Source organism: Sinomonas terricola, assembly GCF_034931225.1.
Taxonomy (GTDB): domain Bacteria; phylum Actinomycetota; class Actinomycetes; order Actinomycetales; family Micrococcaceae; genus Sinomonas; species Sinomonas terricola.
Genome location: NZ_JAYGGQ010000001.1, coordinates 289,794 through 304,707, shown reverse-complemented (window position 1 = coordinate 304,707; position 14,914 = coordinate 289,794). Strand labels below are relative to the sequence as shown.

At 69.1% G+C, this 14,914-nt stretch carries 11 protein-coding genes; 8 read left to right on the top strand and 3 right to left on the bottom strand.

Translation table 11 applies throughout. The features are described 5' to 3' along the window. Positions 1 to 101: 101 nt before the first annotated feature. Positions 102 to 443: a hypothetical protein gene (locus SPF06_RS01505; RefSeq protein WP_323277151.1), complete on the bottom strand. Its 342-nt coding sequence runs from the start codon at positions 441 to 443 to the stop codon at positions 102 to 104. A 185-nt stretch (positions 444 to 628) separates the two neighbouring features. Between SPF06_RS01505 and glgX (SPF06_RS01500) the strand changes: the two genes are divergently transcribed. From glgX (SPF06_RS01500) to treZ, 4 genes are all read left to right on the top strand, one after another. Further along, complete coding sequence (gene glgX, locus SPF06_RS01500) at positions 629 to 2,734, top strand: glycogen debranching protein GlgX (RefSeq protein WP_323277150.1); 2,106 nt, start codon at positions 629 to 631, stop codon at positions 2,732 to 2,734. Between the two features lie 96 nt (positions 2,735 to 2,830). Beyond that, the gene (gene glgX, locus SPF06_RS01495; protein ID WP_323277149.1) at positions 2,831 to 5,269 is read left to right on the top strand and encodes a glycogen debranching protein GlgX; all 2,439 of its coding nucleotides are present in this window, start codon (positions 2,831 to 2,833) and stop codon (positions 5,267 to 5,269) included. A gap of 1 nt (position 5,270) precedes the next feature. Next, positions 5,271 to 7,751, top strand: a complete 2,481-nt coding sequence (locus tag SPF06_RS01490; RefSeq protein WP_323277148.1) for a malto-oligosyltrehalose synthase — start codon at positions 5,271 to 5,273, stop codon at positions 7,749 to 7,751. Continuing rightward, positions 7,748 to 9,556 (top strand): malto-oligosyltrehalose trehalohydrolase, encoded by a 1,809-nt coding sequence (treZ, locus tag SPF06_RS01485; protein WP_323277147.1) that lies wholly within the window; start codon positions 7,748 to 7,750, stop codon positions 9,554 to 9,556. Before SPF06_RS01490 ends, treZ begins: the two co-directional genes overlap by 4 nt. 38 nt (positions 9,557 to 9,594) lie before the next feature. Here the strand turns inward: treZ and SPF06_RS01480 are convergent, their stop codons facing one another. After that, positions 9,595 to 9,858, bottom strand: coding sequence for a GlsB/YeaQ/YmgE family stress response membrane protein (locus SPF06_RS01480; protein WP_323277146.1), 264 nt, complete (start codon positions 9,856 to 9,858; stop codon positions 9,595 to 9,597). A 59-nt stretch (positions 9,859 to 9,917) separates the two neighbouring features. Here SPF06_RS01480 and SPF06_RS01475 point away from each other — a divergent pair, with 59 nt between their 5' ends. Further along, positions 9,918 to 10,934, top strand: a complete 1,017-nt coding sequence (locus SPF06_RS01475) for an aldo/keto reductase (protein WP_323277145.1) — start codon at positions 9,918 to 9,920, stop codon at positions 10,932 to 10,934. A gap of 61 nt (positions 10,935 to 10,995) precedes the next feature. On the opposite strand, the gene SPF06_RS01470 is transcribed toward SPF06_RS01475, so the two are convergent. Beyond that, positions 10,996 to 11,253: a PLD nuclease N-terminal domain-containing protein gene (locus SPF06_RS01470; RefSeq protein ID WP_323277144.1), complete on the bottom strand. Its 258-nt coding sequence runs from the start codon at positions 11,251 to 11,253 to the stop codon at positions 10,996 to 10,998. 126 nt (positions 11,254 to 11,379) lie between these two features. On the opposite strand from SPF06_RS01470, the gene SPF06_RS01465 reads away from it, so the two are divergent. The 3 genes from SPF06_RS01465 (at position 11,380) to SPF06_RS01455 (ending at position 14,831) form a co-directional block, all read left to right on the top strand. After that, positions 11,380 to 12,465 carry an inositol-3-phosphate synthase gene (locus tag SPF06_RS01465; protein WP_323277143.1) on the top strand — a complete coding sequence of 362 codons (1,086 nt, stop codon included), beginning with the start codon at positions 11,380 to 11,382 and terminating at the stop codon, positions 12,463 to 12,465. A gap of 281 nt (positions 12,466 to 12,746) precedes the next feature. Next, the gene (locus SPF06_RS01460) at positions 12,747 to 14,084 is read left to right on the top strand and encodes an MFS transporter (protein WP_323277142.1); all 1,338 of its coding nucleotides are present in this window, start codon (positions 12,747 to 12,749) and stop codon (positions 14,082 to 14,084) included. Positions 14,085 to 14,183: 99 nt separating this feature from the next. Next, a complete protein-coding gene (locus SPF06_RS01455; RefSeq protein WP_323277141.1) occupies positions 14,184 to 14,831 on the top strand; it encodes a GntR family transcriptional regulator in 648 nt (215 codons plus the stop codon). The last annotated feature ends 83 nt before the right edge of the window (positions 14,832 to 14,914 follow it).

The window sequence follows — 14,914 nt, the reverse complement described above, 5'->3', positions numbered from 1 at the left end:
CGAGCGTGGTCTGGCTCTCCGTGGCGTCCGGCCCCGATTTCAGTGGAGGCCGACGGCCGGCCTCCGTGGTGGGACGCCCGCAGCCAGCGGTGGGCAGGAGCCTATGGCCGTCCGTTCACGGCATCGATTGAGATGCCCACCCAGTTCGTGAAGTCCATGACGGTCTGCGTGGAGGGGGCGTCTGTCGTGACGCCGCGGAAGAACCTCCACAGGTTGCGGTGGACGCCGGATCCGAGGATGTGGCCGCGGCCGTGCGTGCCGTCGAGGCCTCGTGCGCCGCGGTCCCAGTCGATCATCGTGTATTCGACCGCGCTGCCGTCCTCGATCGGGCGGCTCAGGATGACCATCCTCTGGTCCGGCGAGATGGCGCGCACGTTGAAGGGTCTGGGACCGGTGTCACGGAACGTGACCTTGTCCCCGAGTGCGAGGTTTCGGAAGCTCATGGCGACCCCTTGTTACTACGGCCCCCGCCGAAAAATCCGGATCTAGTGTAAGCGGTTACGCAAACATGTGTCATTCGCGTTACGCAAGCTTCACCTTGTGACGCCTTGAGTGCCAACTGTGACGGGCCGAGTGGCCGGCGAAGGTTCTCGGCTTCGCTGTCGGCCCCGTGGGATAGGGTCACCTCATGGAGCCAAAGCCGTATGGTGCGCACCTTGCCGAGGCGGGAACCTCCTTCGCGCTCGCGACCGCTCCAGAGGCGGAACGCGTCGAAGTCTGCCTCATCGATGACGCCGGCGGCCAGACCTGCGCGGACCTCGCGCGGGTGGGGGAGGCCGAAGGCGGCGCCGCCCGCTGGGAGGCGGTGATCCCCGGGGTCGGCGAAGGGCAGTCCTACGGGTATCGGGTCCGCGGACCGTGGGATCCGTCTCGCGGACTCCGCTTCAACCCGGCCAAACTGCTCCTCGATCCGTACTCCCTGGCCGTCTCAGGGATCTACCGGGGCGAGCAGGAAGTGCACGCGTACGTCTTCGGGGACCCGGCCGCGATCGATCGCTCTGATTCGCTCGGCTGCGCCATGCTCTCGATCGTGTGCGACCACGGCGAATACGACTGGGAGGGGGACGCGCCGCCCCGCCGCCCCTACAGCGAGACGATCGTCTACGAGGCGCACGTCAAAGGCCTGACCGAGCTCCACCCCGAGGTCCCGCTGGAACTCAGGGGAACCTACCGCGGCGCGGCGCATCCCGCCGTCGTCGGCCATCTCACGAAGCTCGGTGTGACGGCCCTCGAGCTCATGCCGGTGCACCAGTTCATCGAGGATCCGATCCTCGTCGGAAAGGGCCTCTCCAACTATTGGGGCTACAACACGATCGGGTTCTTCGCCCCGCACAACGCGTACTCCTCGAGCGGCGACCGCGGCCAGCAGATCGCGGAATTCAAAGACCTCGTGAAGGCCTACCACCGCGCGGGCATCGAGGTGATCCTCGACGTCGTCTACAACCACACGGCGGAGGGAAGCCACCTCGGGCCGACGCTCTCGTTCCGGGGGATCGACAACGCGGCCTACTACCACTTGGTGCCCGGGGACGAATTCCACTACATGGACTACACGGGCACGGGGAACACCCTCAACGTGGGGCATCCCCTCGCGCTCCGGCTTGTCATCGACTCGCTCCGGTACTGGGTCACCGAGATGCACGTCGACGGCTTCCGCTTCGACCTCGCGGCGGCCCTCGCCCGTGAAGACGGCAACGTGGACATGGTCTCGCCCTTCTTCGAGCTCGTGGCCGCGGACCCTGTGCTTTCGCGCGTCAAGCTCATCGCGGAGCCATGGGACGTCGGGCCAGGGGGCTACCAGGTGGGCAACTTCCCGCGGCAGTGGGTCGAATGGAACGGCAAGTTCCGTGACTGCGTGCGGGACTTCTGGCGGGGCGAGCCCGGGACCCTGCGGGAGCTCGCGACCCGGCTCTCGGGTTCGGCCGACCTCTACCAGGACGACGGCCGGCGCCCGTCCGCATCGGTCAACTTCGTCGCGATCCATGACGGGTTCACGCTCCGCGACCTCGTCTCGTACAACGTGAAGCACAACGAGGCCAACGGCGAGGACAATCGCGACGGAACCGACGACAACCGCTCGTGGAACTGTGGCGCGGAAGGGCCGACAGAGGATCCGCACGTCCTCGAACTCCGCTCGCGCCAGGAGAGGAACTTCCTCCTCGCCCTCCTGCTCTCGCAGGGAGTGCCCATGCTCTCGCACGGGGACGAGCTAGGAAGGACGCAGTCCGGCAACAACAACGCGTATTGCCAGGACAACCGCACGACGTGGATCGACTGGGAGCATGGCGACCGCGAACTCCTCGACTTCCTCGAACGCCTCGGCGAGCTCCGGAAACAGCATCCCGTCTTCCGGCGTCGCAGCTTCTTCGACGGCACGCCCGTGGCGCCCGCAGAAGGCGATCCGCTGCCCGACATCGTATGGCTCGACGCCGACGGCTCGACGATGGGGAGCAACGACTGGGACGAGGACTGGGCGAAATCGCTCGCGTTCTTCCTCAACGGGGACGCCGTGCCGGGCACCGGCGGCGCGCCGCGTGATTCGGACATGCTCGTGATCCTCAACGCCGCGGACAACGACGTCGACTATCTCATCCCTGCCGGTCCGTTTCCTGCCAAGTGGGAGACAGTCCTCACGACCTGCGCGGCTGCCCTCGTCGGCGAGCGGACGGGGGCGGGAGAGAGGTTCACCGTTCCCGCGCGCAGCGCGGTGGTCCTTGAGGCCGTTCCGGACTGAGGCCGGCGAATGCGGGTAACAGGAGCGTCATCACCCCTCGCTAAGATGCGAGGCACCGGGTCGGGGGACGGCCCACCATCATCCGCGAGGAGCCCTATGGAGATCTGGCCCGGAACGCCCTACCCGCTGGGCGCAACGTTCGATGGCACGGGGACCAACTTCGCCATCTTCAGCGAGGCGGCCGCGAAGGTCGAGCTGTGCCTCTTCGACGCGGAACGGCGCGAGACCCGCGTGCCCCTGACCGAAGTCGACGGGTTCGTGTGGCACTGCTATCTGCCGGACATCCAGCCGGGCCAGCTCTACGGCTACCGAGTGCACGGCTCATACGATCCCGAGCAGGGGCAGCGCTGCAATCCGACGAAGCTCCTGCTCGACCCCTATGCGAAGGCCGTCCACGGCCAGCTCGATTGGGCCCAGCCGCTCTTCTCGTACACCTTCGGGGATCCCCTGAGCCGCAACGACGAAGACTCGGCGCCCCACATGATGCTCGGCGTCGTGACCAACCCGTTCTTCGACTGGGCCGGGGACACCCAGCTCAAGGTCCCGTATCACGAGACCGTCATCTACGAGGCGCACGTCAAGGGCCTCACCCAGCTGCATCCCGAGGTTCCCGAAAACCAGCGGGGCACGTACGCGGGAGTCGCGCACCCCGCCGTCGTCGCCCATCTCAAGAAGCTCGGCGTGACGGCCCTCGAGCTCATGCCGGTGCACCAGTTCGTCGACGACAGCACGCTCCAAGAGAAGGGCCTGCACAACTACTGGGGCTACAACACGATCGGATTCTTCGCCCCCCACGCGGGCTACAGCTCGTCAGGGGACCTCGGATCCCAAGTGCAGGAATTCAAGGCGATGGTCCGCGCCCTGCATGAGGCGGACATCGAGGTGATCCTCGACGTCGTCTACAACCACACGGCGGAGGGCAACCACCTCGGGCCGACGCTCTCGCTCAAGGGCATCGACAACGCGCGCTACTACCGCCTCGTCGACGACGACCCGCAGTACTACATGGACTACACGGGCACCGGCAACTCGCTCAACGCCCGCCAGCCGCATTCGCTCCAGCTGCTCATGGACTCCCTCCGCTACTGGGTGACCGAGATGCACGTGGATGGCTTCCGCTTCGACCTCGCCTCGACGCTCGCGCGCGAGTTCTACGACGTGGACAAGCTCTCGAGCTTCTTCGAGCTCATCCAGCAGGATCCGGTCGTCTCCCAGGTCAAGCTCATCGCCGAGCCCTGGGACGTGGGGCCCGGCGGCTACCAGGTGGGCAACTTCCCGCCGCAGTGGACAGAGTGGAACGGCAAATACCGCGACACGGTGCGCGACTTCTGGCGAGGCGAGCCTGCGACGCTCGGCGAGTTCGCGTTCCGGCTCACGGGCTCTGCGGACCTCTACGAGCGCAGCGGCCGGCGCCCTGCGGCGTCCATCAACTTCGTCACGGCCCACGACGGGTTCACGCTGCGCGATCTCGTCTCCTACAACGAGAAGCACAACGAGGCCAACGGCGAGGACAACCAAGACGGCGAATCTCACAACCGGTCGTGGAACTGCGGCGCCGAAGGGCCGACGAAGGACGACAAGGTCCTCGAGCTGCGCGCACGCCAGCAGCGGAACTTCCTCGCGACGCTCTTCCTCTCCCAGGGAGTGCCCATGCTGAGCCATGGCGACGAACTCGGCCGCACGCAGCAGGGCAACAACAACGCCTACTGCCAGGACTCCGAGCTCACGTGGATCAACTGGGGCGCGGCGGACAAGCCGCTCGTCGAGTTCACGGCCGCCGTCGCGCGGCTGCGCGCCGAACACCCGACATTCCGGCGGAGCACGTTCTTCATCGGCAAGCCCGTGCCCCGCGGCGAGGGCGAGCGGCTGCCGGACATCGTGTTCCTCCGGCCCGACGGCGGGATGATGGTGCCCGAGGACTGGGACACCGCGTTCGGGCGCTGCGTGGGAGTGTTCCTCAACGGGAACGGCATCAATGGCGTCGACCGCCGCGGCCGGCCCATCACGGACGCGCACTTCCTCCTGTACTTCAATGCGCACGACGGAGAGGTCGCGTTCCGCCTCCCACCCAGCGACTACGCTCCCGGGTGGGACGTGCTCCTCGACACCTCGGGTGCGCTCCCGAACGGCAAGGAGGTGCGGGCCGGGGCCGAGCTCGGGATCGCGGCGAAGAGTCTCGCCGTGCTCCGCGCCCACGAGTCGGCTGTCCCTGAGGCCGATCACTCGGTCGCGGCGTCCCTCGCGGCGCTCGCTCTCAGCGAGGGCCAGATTTCCAGGATTGAGGCCGCGCGAGAAGCCGCGGCCGAGCTGGTTGCGCAAGGTTTGCCTGAGCACCCCGCCGAGCCTGAGCACCCCGCCGAGCCCGAGCAGCCGGCGGAGCCCGGGGCACCGGAGCCGCCCGTGGAGCCCGAGGAGCCCGCCGAGCCGGCGCCTGGGCCAGCGGCGCCGGAGCCCGAGCGGCCTGCGCCCGGTCCTCCAGCGGACAGGCCGCGGCCAGCCCGGCCAGCACCGACGACGCGCCGGGGAAGGCGCTGACATGGCCGTTCCGTCCTCGACGTACCGCCTCCAGATCCGACCCGGCTTCACACTCGACGACGCCGCGCGCATCGTGCCGTACCTCCATCGGCTCGGCATCGGCTGGCTCTACCTCTCGCCGATCCTCACCGCGGTGCGCGGCTCGGAGCACGGCTACGACGTCGCCGACCCGACACGCGTCGACCCCGAGCGCGGCGGGCGGGAAGGCCTTGAGCGGCTGTCGGGGGCGGCGCACGCCCTCGGGATGGGCGTGCTCGTCGACATCGTCCCGAACCACGTGGGCATCGCGGTCCCCGAGGAGAACCCGTGGTGGTGGTCGTTGCTGGCTGAGGGCCGGGACTCGCCGTGGGCGGAGGCGTTCGACGTCGACTGGGACGCCGGCGCGGGACGCGTGCTCCTTCCGCTCCTGGGAGTCGCGGACGACCTCGATCGGCTGAGGGTCGACGGCGACCGCCTGCTCCTCGGGGACCTCGCGCTCCCGATCGCGGCGGGCTCGGCCGAGCCCTGGGACGCGCCGCGCGAGGTCGCCGCTCGGCAGCACTACGAGCTCATCCCGTGGCGAGAGGGCGACGAGCGGCTCAACTACCGCCGCTTCTTCACGATCACGAGCCTCGCGGGGCTCCGCGTCGAGGAGCCGCACGTGTTCGACGCGGCCCACGCCGAGATCGAGCGCTGGTTCGAGGAGGGCCTCGTGGACGGTCTCCGCATCGACCACCCGGACGGGCTCGCCGATCCGATCGGCTATCTCAAGAGGCTCAGGGTCCTAACTCGCGGCGCCTACACCGTCGTCGAGAAGATCCTCGAGGCGGACGAGCGGCTGCCCGACGCGTTCGTGTGCGAGGGCACCACGGGCTACGACGCCCTGGGCCTCGTCGACCGGGTTTTCACGGATCCGGCGGGAGAGGCCGTGCTCGACGCCCTCGACCTCTCGCTCGCTTCCCGAGGGGCAGAAGGTCCCGAGGACGGCGATCAGCCGCGAGGGGCCGGCTCCTCGGCGCGGGATCGCTTTGCGCGTCTCGCCCACAGCGCCAAGCGAGAGGTCGCCGAAGGCGCGCTCCGGGCGGAGATCCTGAGGCTCGCCCGGCTCGTTCCCGCAGCGCACGCGGCGACGGCGCCGTCGTCGTTCACGTCTCAGGTGACCGCGGGCGGAGTCCCCGTCCCATCTCCCCGAGGCGCCGGGGCACCCGGAAGCGGCAGCCTGCCGCTCGCGCTCGCGGAGCAGCGGACGACGGCGGAAGCGCTCGCCGAGATCGCCGTTGCGTTCCCCGTCTACCGCACCTACTTTCCCGACGTCCCGGAGGGCCGCGCGGTGCTCCGGGAGGCGTGCCACGCCGCGGTGGAGGGGCGCCCGGATCTCGCCGACACGGTCGCCGCGCTCGAACCTCTCCTCGGCGACGCGCGCACCGAGCTCGCGCGCCGCTTCCAGCAGACCACCGGCATGATCATGGCGAAGGGCGTCGAGGACACCGCGTTCTACCGCTTCACGAGGCTCGGGACGCTGACCGAGGTCGGCACTGATCCGGCGCGCTTCGCGATCGGCCTTGACGAGTTCCATGCGCGGATGGGGGAGCGCGAGCGCACAGCTCCACGCTCGATGACGACCCTCACGACGCACGATACGAAGCGCAGCGAGGACACTCGGGCGAGGATCACCGTCCTGTCCGAGCTCGCCGACGAATGGGCGGGCCTCCTGTCGCGGCTCATCGAGCTCTCGCCGATTCCGGACGGGCAGTTCGCGAACCTCGCGTGGCAGGCAGTCGTGGGCGCGTGGCCTGCCGACGCCGAGCGGCTCGCCGCCTACACGCTCAAGGCCGCGCGCGAGGCCGCCCTTCGTACGACGTGGATCGACCCCGAGCCCACCTTCGAAGACCGCGTGCGGGCGATTGCCGAGGCCGCAGCGAACGACGCAGGCGTGCGTGAGCTCGTTGGCACCTTCGTCGCCCGAATCGAGCCGTTCGCGGCGTCGAACGGGCTCTCCGCGAAGCTCGTCCAGCTCGCAGGGCCCGGTGTGCCCGACGTCTATCAGGGCACCGAGTTCTGGGACCGTTCCCTCGCGGACCCCGACAACCGCCGCCCCGTCGACTTCGCGCGGCGCGAGGCCGCGCTCGCGGCGCTCGACGCCGGCACCCCAACCCCGCTGGCGACCGCGCCCGAGGCGAAGCTCCTCGTCGTCTCCCGGACCCTACGGCTCCGCCGCGACCGGCCCGAACTGTTCGACGGCTACGTTCCGCTCGACGCGACCGGCCGAGCCGCCGCGCACGTGGTGGGTTTCCGCCGCGGAGCGCGCGGCGCCGTCGCCCTCGCGACCCGGCTCCCCGCGGGACTCGAGCGGGACGGCGGCTGGGGGGACACCGCCGTCGTGCTCCCGTGGCCCACGCGGGACGAGTTCACGGGGGCCGAGCACGAAGCGGGCCGGGTGCTTCTCGCGGAGGCGTTCGCGGCACTCCCCGTCGCCCTCCTCGTGCCGAAGGAGGCACCGTGAACACCAGCTCCGCGCGCTCAGTGCCGAACGCCGCAGCACACGGACCCGGCGCGGTCTGGGCGCCCCGGTGCCGCTCCGTCGACCTCGTCCTCGGCGACGAGCGGATCGCGCTCGAGGACCGCGGCGGCGGATGGCGGGGAGTGCCGTCCGGCCATGAGGAGCACGTGCGCTCGGCGCTTGCGGCGGGAGCCCGCTACGGGTACGTCGTGGACGGCACCGGCCCGTTCGCGGACCCGCGCTCTCGGCGGCAGCCCGACGGGGTCCACGCCCTCTCGGCGGGCTTCGACCCCGGACGCCACGAGTGGTCGGATGCCGCGTGGCGCGGCCGTGGGCTTGCCGGATCGGTGCTGTACGAGCTGCACGTGGGCACGTTCACGCCCGAGGGGACGCTTGACGCCGCCGCCGGCCGCCTCGCGTACCTCGCGGAGCTCGGCGTCGGCTTCGTCGAGCTCCTGCCCGTCAACGCGTTCAATGGGCCGTACAACTGGGGCTACGACGGCGTCCTCTGGTCCGCCGTGCACGAGGGGTATGGCGGCCCGTCCGCGTACCAGCGGTTCGTGGACGCCGCGCACGCCCACGGGATCGGGGTGATCCAGGACGTCGTCTACAACCATCTCGGGCCGAGCGGGAACTACCTCCCGCAATTCGGGCCGTATCTGCTCGACGGGATCGGGACCGGGTGGGGCGAGGCCGTCAACCTCGACGGGCCCGGCTCTGACGAGGTCCGCGCGTTCATCCTTGACAACGCCCGCCTGTGGCTCGAGGACTACCGGGTGGACGGGCTCCGGCTCGATGCCGTGCACGCCTTCGTGGACCGGCGCGCCGTCCCGCTGCTCGAGGAGCTCTCTCTCCTCGCCGCCGAGATCGAGGCGGCCACCGGCCGGACCAAGGTGCTCATCGCCGAATCGGACCTCAACGATCCACGGATCGTGTCGCCGCGCAAGCGGGGCGGCTACGGCATCGACGCCCAGTGGAACGACGACTTCCACCACGCCGTCCATGTGGCCCTCACCGGCGAGACGCAGGGCTACTACGAGGATTTCGCTGATCGGGAAGCGCTGCCGAAGGTCCTCCGCGAGGGCTACTACCACGACGGAACGTATTCGAGCTTCCGCGGCCGCTGCCATGGGCGCCCACTCGACGCTGAAATCATCGGGCCCGAGCGGCTCGTCGTGTGCAGCCAGAACCACGACCAGGTGGGAAACCGGGCCGCGGGGGACCGGCCCAGCGCGCTCCTCGGCTACGACGGGCTTGCCGTCGCCGCCGTGCTCACCCTCGCCTCGCCCTTCACGCCCATGATCTTCATGGGCGAGGAATTCGGGGCCCGCACGCCGTGGCAGTTCTTCACGTCGCACCCGGAGCCCGAGCTCGCCCGGGCCACGGCCGAGGGGCGGCTGCGCGAGTTCGAGCGCATGGGATGGGATCCGGCCCTCGTGCCCGACCCGCAGGACCCAGCCACGCGCCTGCGCTCCATGCTCGACTGGAGCGAAGTGGCGACCGACGACGGCGCGAGGCTGCTCGCGCTGTACTCTCGCCTCATCGCCGCTCGGCGGAGCCTATCGGGCCTCTGGGCCGCGCCGCTCAACGAGACCGTCGTGAGCTCGGGCGGCACGGATGAGGGCCGGTGGATCGCCTGGCGGCGGCCCGGGGCCACGGTCGCGGCGTGCCTCGGCCAGGGCGGTGCGGACGTAAGGCTCGACGGCGGTCCCCGCCGGCGCATCGTCGTCGCTACGCACGAGGCCATCCGCACGGAGGGTATGGTGATCAGCTTCCCGGGACCCGGCGCCGTCGTCCTCGCCGAATGACGCGCGGGGCGCCCGCCCGGGGGAGCGCCGGGAATCGCTCAGATGCGTCGCTTCGTCACGAGCCCCCAGATGAACAGGACGATGAGCGAGCCGATGATCGCCGTGATCCACGTGACGGGGCTCCAGAAGTTCCTGATGAGGTCCTCATGGAAGATCAGTCCGCTGAGCCAGCCGCCCAGCAGGGCACCGACGACGCCGAGGATGAGCGTTGCGATCAGGCCTCCGCCTTGCCGGCCCGGCATGATGGCCTTGGCAATGGCCCCGGCAATCAGGCCGAGGATCAGAAATCCAATGAAACCCATGTCTTCTCCTCCTCGTACGTTGTGCGTTGGATTAATTCTTACCCCCTACGATGAAGGCCGTGACGTATATCGCAGACTCCAGCCGCTACGGATCCATGACGTACAACCGGGTCGGGCGCAGTGGGCTCAAGCTCCCCGCCATTTCCCTCGGCCTCTGGCACAACTTTGGCGACGACAAGCGCCACGACGAGCAGCGCGCCATCCTGCGACGGGCCTTCGATCTCGGGGTGACCCATTTCGACCTCGCCAACAACTACGGACCGCCGCCCGGAACCGCCGAATCGAACTTCGGGCGTCATCTCCGCGAAGACTTCCGGCCCTACCGTGACGAGCTCGTCATCTCGACCAAGGCCGGCTACCTCATGTGGGACGGCCCCTACGGCGAATGGGGTTCCCGGAAATACCTCATCTCGAGCCTCGACCAGTCGCTCAAGCGGATGGGCCTCGAGTACGTGGATATCTTCTACAGCCACCGGCCGGACCCGGACACGCCGCTCGAAGAGACGATGGGAGCGCTCGACTACGCCGTGCGCTCGGGACGCGCCCTGTATGCGGGCATCTCCTCGTACACGCCCCAGCAGACGCTCGAGGCCGCCCACATCCTCGCCGACCTCGGGACCCCGCTGCTCATCCACCAGCCCCGCTATTCGATGGCGGACCGGTGGACCGAGCAGGGGAGCCCCAACCTCTACGACGTGCTCGACGAGGTCGGCGCCGGTTCGATCGTGTTCTCGCCGCTCGCACAGGGCCTCCTGACCAATCGCTACCTCAAGGGGATTCCCGAGGACTCGCGTGCCGCGAAAGAGCACTTCCTCCGCTCGGCCTCGCTCACCGAGGAGAAACTCGCGATGGTCCGCGCGCTCGACGGCATCGCGCAGGGTCGGGGCCAGACCCTCGCGCAGATGGCGATCTCGTGGGTCCTGCGCCCCCAGCCCTCGGGTGCCTCGTCCGTGACGTCGGCGCTCATCGGGGCGTCATCGGTCGCGCAGCTCGAGGACTCGCTCGGCGCGCTCGCCGGGGCAGAGTTCCTCGATGACGAGCTCGCCGAGATCGATCGGATCCTCGCGGGCCGCTGACTCACGCGGGATCCGGCCACGGGTTGGGTGGGATCTGGCCACGGGTGGGGGGCGCGCCCCGTCAGCGGTGCGTCACCTTGACCGGGGTCGAGGCGTGCCGCTTCCGGCCGAACAGGAAGTAGGCGATCGGGCCGAAGGTGTTGATGAACGTGGCCGCGAACCACGCAGCCTTCGGCCCGTTCACTTCCCCTGGCTGCCGGCGGGCAAGATCCCGCCACGCGAGGGCCTTGAGGCTCAGCTCGGCCGCGGCGGCCAGTACGACTCCGAAGCGCTTGCCCGGGCTGAGGTCTTTCCATTTCGTCTTGGTGCGTCGCGCCATGACCCCTCCTCATGAACCATCTGTGACGAGTGTAGGCCTCACGCGCCACGTGTGGTTCGTTACCATGGCAATGCGCCCTCGACGCCGAGCTGTGTGCGGCGAGGACTTTGATCTGCAAGGAGAACCGTGTCTGAGAATCCGATCCGTGTGGCCATCGTCGGCGTGGGCAACTGTGCCGCTTCGCTCGTCCAGGGTGTGCACTATTACCGCGATGCCGACCCCGACGAGACGGTTCCCGGCCTCATGCACGTGAAGTTCGGCGACTACCACGTGAGCGACCTCGAATTCGTCGCGGCGTTCGACGTCGACGGCAAGAAGGTCGGTGTCGATCTCGCCGACGCGATCCTCGCGAGCGAGAACAACACGATCAAGATCGCGGATGTCCCGCCCACCGGCGTCACCGTGCAGCGCGGCCACACCCTCGACGGCCTCGGGAAGTACTACCGCGAGACGATCGAGGAGTCGGGCGCCGAGCCGGTCGACGTCGTCGCCGCCCTCAAGGAGGCGAAGGTCGACGTCCTCGTGTGCTACCTGCCTGTCGGCTCGGAGAAGGCCGCGAAGTTCTACGCGCAGTGCGCGATCGACGCACACGTCGCGTTCGTGAACGCGCTGCCCGTGTTCATCGCGGGCACCCCGGAGTGGGCGCAGAAGTTCGCCGAGGCCGGCGTCCCGATCGTGGGCGACGACATCAAGAGCCAGATCGGCGCGACGATCACGCACCGCGTCCTCGCGAAGCTCTTCGAGGACCGCGGTGTGACGGTGGACCGCACGTACCAGCTCAACGTCGGCGGCAACATGGACTTCAAGAACATGCTCGAGCGCGAGCGGCTCCAGTCCAAGAAGATCTCCAAGACGCAGGCCGTGACCTCGAACGTCGAGGCGGAGCTCGCCGAGCGCGACGTCCACATCGGGCCGAGCGACTACGTCGAATGGCTCGACGACCGCAAGTGGGCGTTCGTGCGCCTCGAGGGCCGCAACTTCGGCGACGCGCCCGTCTCGCTCGAATACAAGCTCGAGGTCTGGGACTCGCCCAATTCGGCCGGCGTCATCATCGACGCCGTGCGCGCGGCGAAGATCGGCCTCGACCGTGGCGTCGGCGGCCCGCTCACGTCCCCGAGCGCCTACTTCATGAAGTCCCCGCCCGAGCAGCGCGCCGACGATGTGGCACGTGCCCAGGTCGAGGCGTTCATCCGCGGCGACGTCGAGCGCTAGGCGACGTCGAGACCGAACTGGGCGGCGCCGTCGTCGTCCGCTCGGGCTCCACTACGCGCAGGCCCCTGCACCTCGAGAGGTGCGGGGGCCTGCGTGTTTCTCAATTTTCGCGAATTTGGGATCCCAAGTTCTTGACTGTGGCATCCACCACATCTATTCTGAATTTGGGATCCCAAGTTGGGATCCTTGATTCGTGACGTTGCGCAACCATCCGCTGGGAACTGGCCCCTCCCGGACCATCCGTGAACATCACCCCACAGCGAAAAGCGAAGGAGGACCACGTGTCCTTTCAGAAGGAGGCGTCCGCCACGCGGAGCCCCGCGGCCGTCGGCACGGGGACGCGGGCGTCGCGCAGCAGCGTCCGTTGGAGGCTCTTCATCCTGTTGCTCGTCCTCGTGACGGTCAACTACGTGGACCGCGGCTCGATCTCAGTCGCGCTCCCCATCATCCAGAAGGAGTTCGGGCTCACGCCAGAGCTCGTGGGGCTCCTGCTCTCGGCATTCTTCTGGACCTACGCCTTCATGCAGGTGCCCGTCGGCTGGCTCATCGACCGCTTCGGGCCGCGCAAGGTCGTCACGGCGTCGTGCATCGGCTGGGGCGCGGCGACCGCCGCGTCCGGCCTCGCGGGAGGCTTCCTCAGCATGTTCATCGCCCGCATGGGGATCGGCGTCACTGAGGCGGGCGTCATGCCCGCGGGAGGCAAGCTCAACGCCCTGTGGATGCACTCGAAGGAGCGCGGCCGCGGCGCCACGATCCTCGACGCGGGCGCGCCCCTCGGGGCGGGCGTGGGCGGCATCCTCATCACGTGGCTCATCTCCGCGTTCGGCGGATGGCGCATGTCCTTCATCATCGCGGGCATCGCGACCGTCACCCTCGGCGCCTTCATCTGGTGGTACGTGCGGGACAACCCCCGCCAGCACCGCGCGGTCAACGATGCCGAGGCGGAGTACATCGAGGCTTCGCACGCGGCCGAAGACGCCGCCGCGGAGGCCGGGGGCAGCACCGCCCGGCGCGGGCTCCTGCCGTACCTCAGGTTCCGCTCGTTCTGGGCCATGTGCTTCGGCTGGCTCGGCTTCAACGGCGTCTTCTACGGCCTCCTCACCTGGGGCCCGCTGTATCTCGCCCAGGCCAAGCACTTCAACCTCAACACGATCGGCTGGTCGACGTTCGTGATCTTCGGCGCGGGATTCGTCGGCGAGATCCTCGGCGGGTCTCTCGCGGACCGGCTCCGGGCGAAGGGCTACGGCGCCAACGTCGTCATGCGTTCGCTCCTGGGCGCATCGAGCGTCATCGTGACCGCTGGCCTCGTCGGGGTCACCATCGTCGGGGACCCGGTCACCGCCGTCGTCCTCCTCTCGGTCGTGCTCTTCTTCCTGCGCTGGGTGGGGCTCTTCTGGGCCGTCCCCGCGACGCTCGGGGGTCGGACGAACGCAGGCGTGCTCGGCGGCGCGATGAACCTGAGCGGAAACATCGCCGGGTTCGTGACGCCGATCGCGGTCGGGTTCATCGTGGGCGCGACCGGCGGGTACACGGGCGCGCTCCTGTACTTCGTCGGGTCGGCGATCGTCATGGCGGCTTCAGTGCTCGTGCTCGACTACAGCAAGAGGCTCCCGGTGTAGCCCGCGCGGCGTTAGGCACTGCGCCCGCCCGCGTGGGCGTGGTCGAATGGACCGGGAACGAATCCGCTGCCTCGCGCAGCATGACCTGAGGGGATCGACATGGCACAGCCCGCCGAAGAGCCGCAGCGAGACCGGCCGCTGCGCGAGGTGATCCGCGACACCCTGCGGACGCGCATCTTCGAGGGCCACTATGCCCCGGGCACGCGCCTCATCGAACGCGATCTCGCCGGCGAGTTCAATGTCTCGCGCCTCCCGGTGCGCGAAGCCCTGAGGATGCTCGTCCAGGAAGGCATCCTGGCCGAGCGCGCGTCGCGCGGCTCGGTGGTCGCGGCCCTGAGCGACAAGGATGTCGAGGACCTCTTCGACGTCCGGCTCTCGCTTGAGGTGCTCGCGTGCCGGCTCGCCGCCCAGCGCGCGAAGCCCGAGGACATCGCGAAGCTCGAGTCCCTCCTGGACCGGGCCGACGACGCGATCGGTCGGGGGAGCATCAACGAAGCCCATCGCGCGAACAACGAGTTCCACGACGAGGTCACGCGCATCGCGGACAACGGCTTCCTGCGCTCGGCCCTCGAACCCCTCCAAGGCCGCATGCACTGGCTGTTCCGGCACGTCACGGACCTGCCAGAGCTCGTGGGCGAGCACCGGGACCTCCTCGCAGCCATCGCGAGCGGCGATCCCGACCGCGCCGCAGCGCAATCGGCGCACCACATCGGCAAGTACCGGGCTCAATACCCAGAGACGATCTGAGCCCGGTCCGGCACCCCCGCATCGGACATCCAGCACCAGCCGCACACGGTCGGGTGCTGCGTGGCGGGCCCGCCCCGCGGGCC

Coding starts and splice junctions, on each gene's coding strand:
- glgX (WP_323277150.1), top strand. CDS start 629: ATGGAGCCAAAGCCGTATGGTGCGCACCTTGCCGAGGCGGGAACCTCC.
- SPF06_RS01480 (WP_323277146.1), bottom strand. CDS start 9,858: ATGGGTTTCATTGGATTTCTGATCCTCGGCCTGATTGCCGGGGCCATT.
- SPF06_RS01490 (WP_323277148.1), top strand. CDS start 5,271: ATGGCCGTTCCGTCCTCGACGTACCGCCTCCAGATCCGACCCGGCTTC.
- SPF06_RS01505 (WP_323277151.1), bottom strand. CDS start 443: ATGAGCTTCCGAAACCTCGCACTCGGGGACAAGGTCACGTTCCGTGAC.
- SPF06_RS01455 (WP_323277141.1), top strand. CDS start 14,184: ATGGCACAGCCCGCCGAAGAGCCGCAGCGAGACCGGCCGCTGCGCGAG.
- SPF06_RS01470 (WP_323277144.1), bottom strand. CDS start 11,253: ATGGCGCGACGCACCAAGACGAAATGGAAAGACCTCAGCCCGGGCAAG.
- glgX (WP_323277149.1), top strand. CDS start 2,831: ATGGAGATCTGGCCCGGAACGCCCTACCCGCTGGGCGCAACGTTCGAT.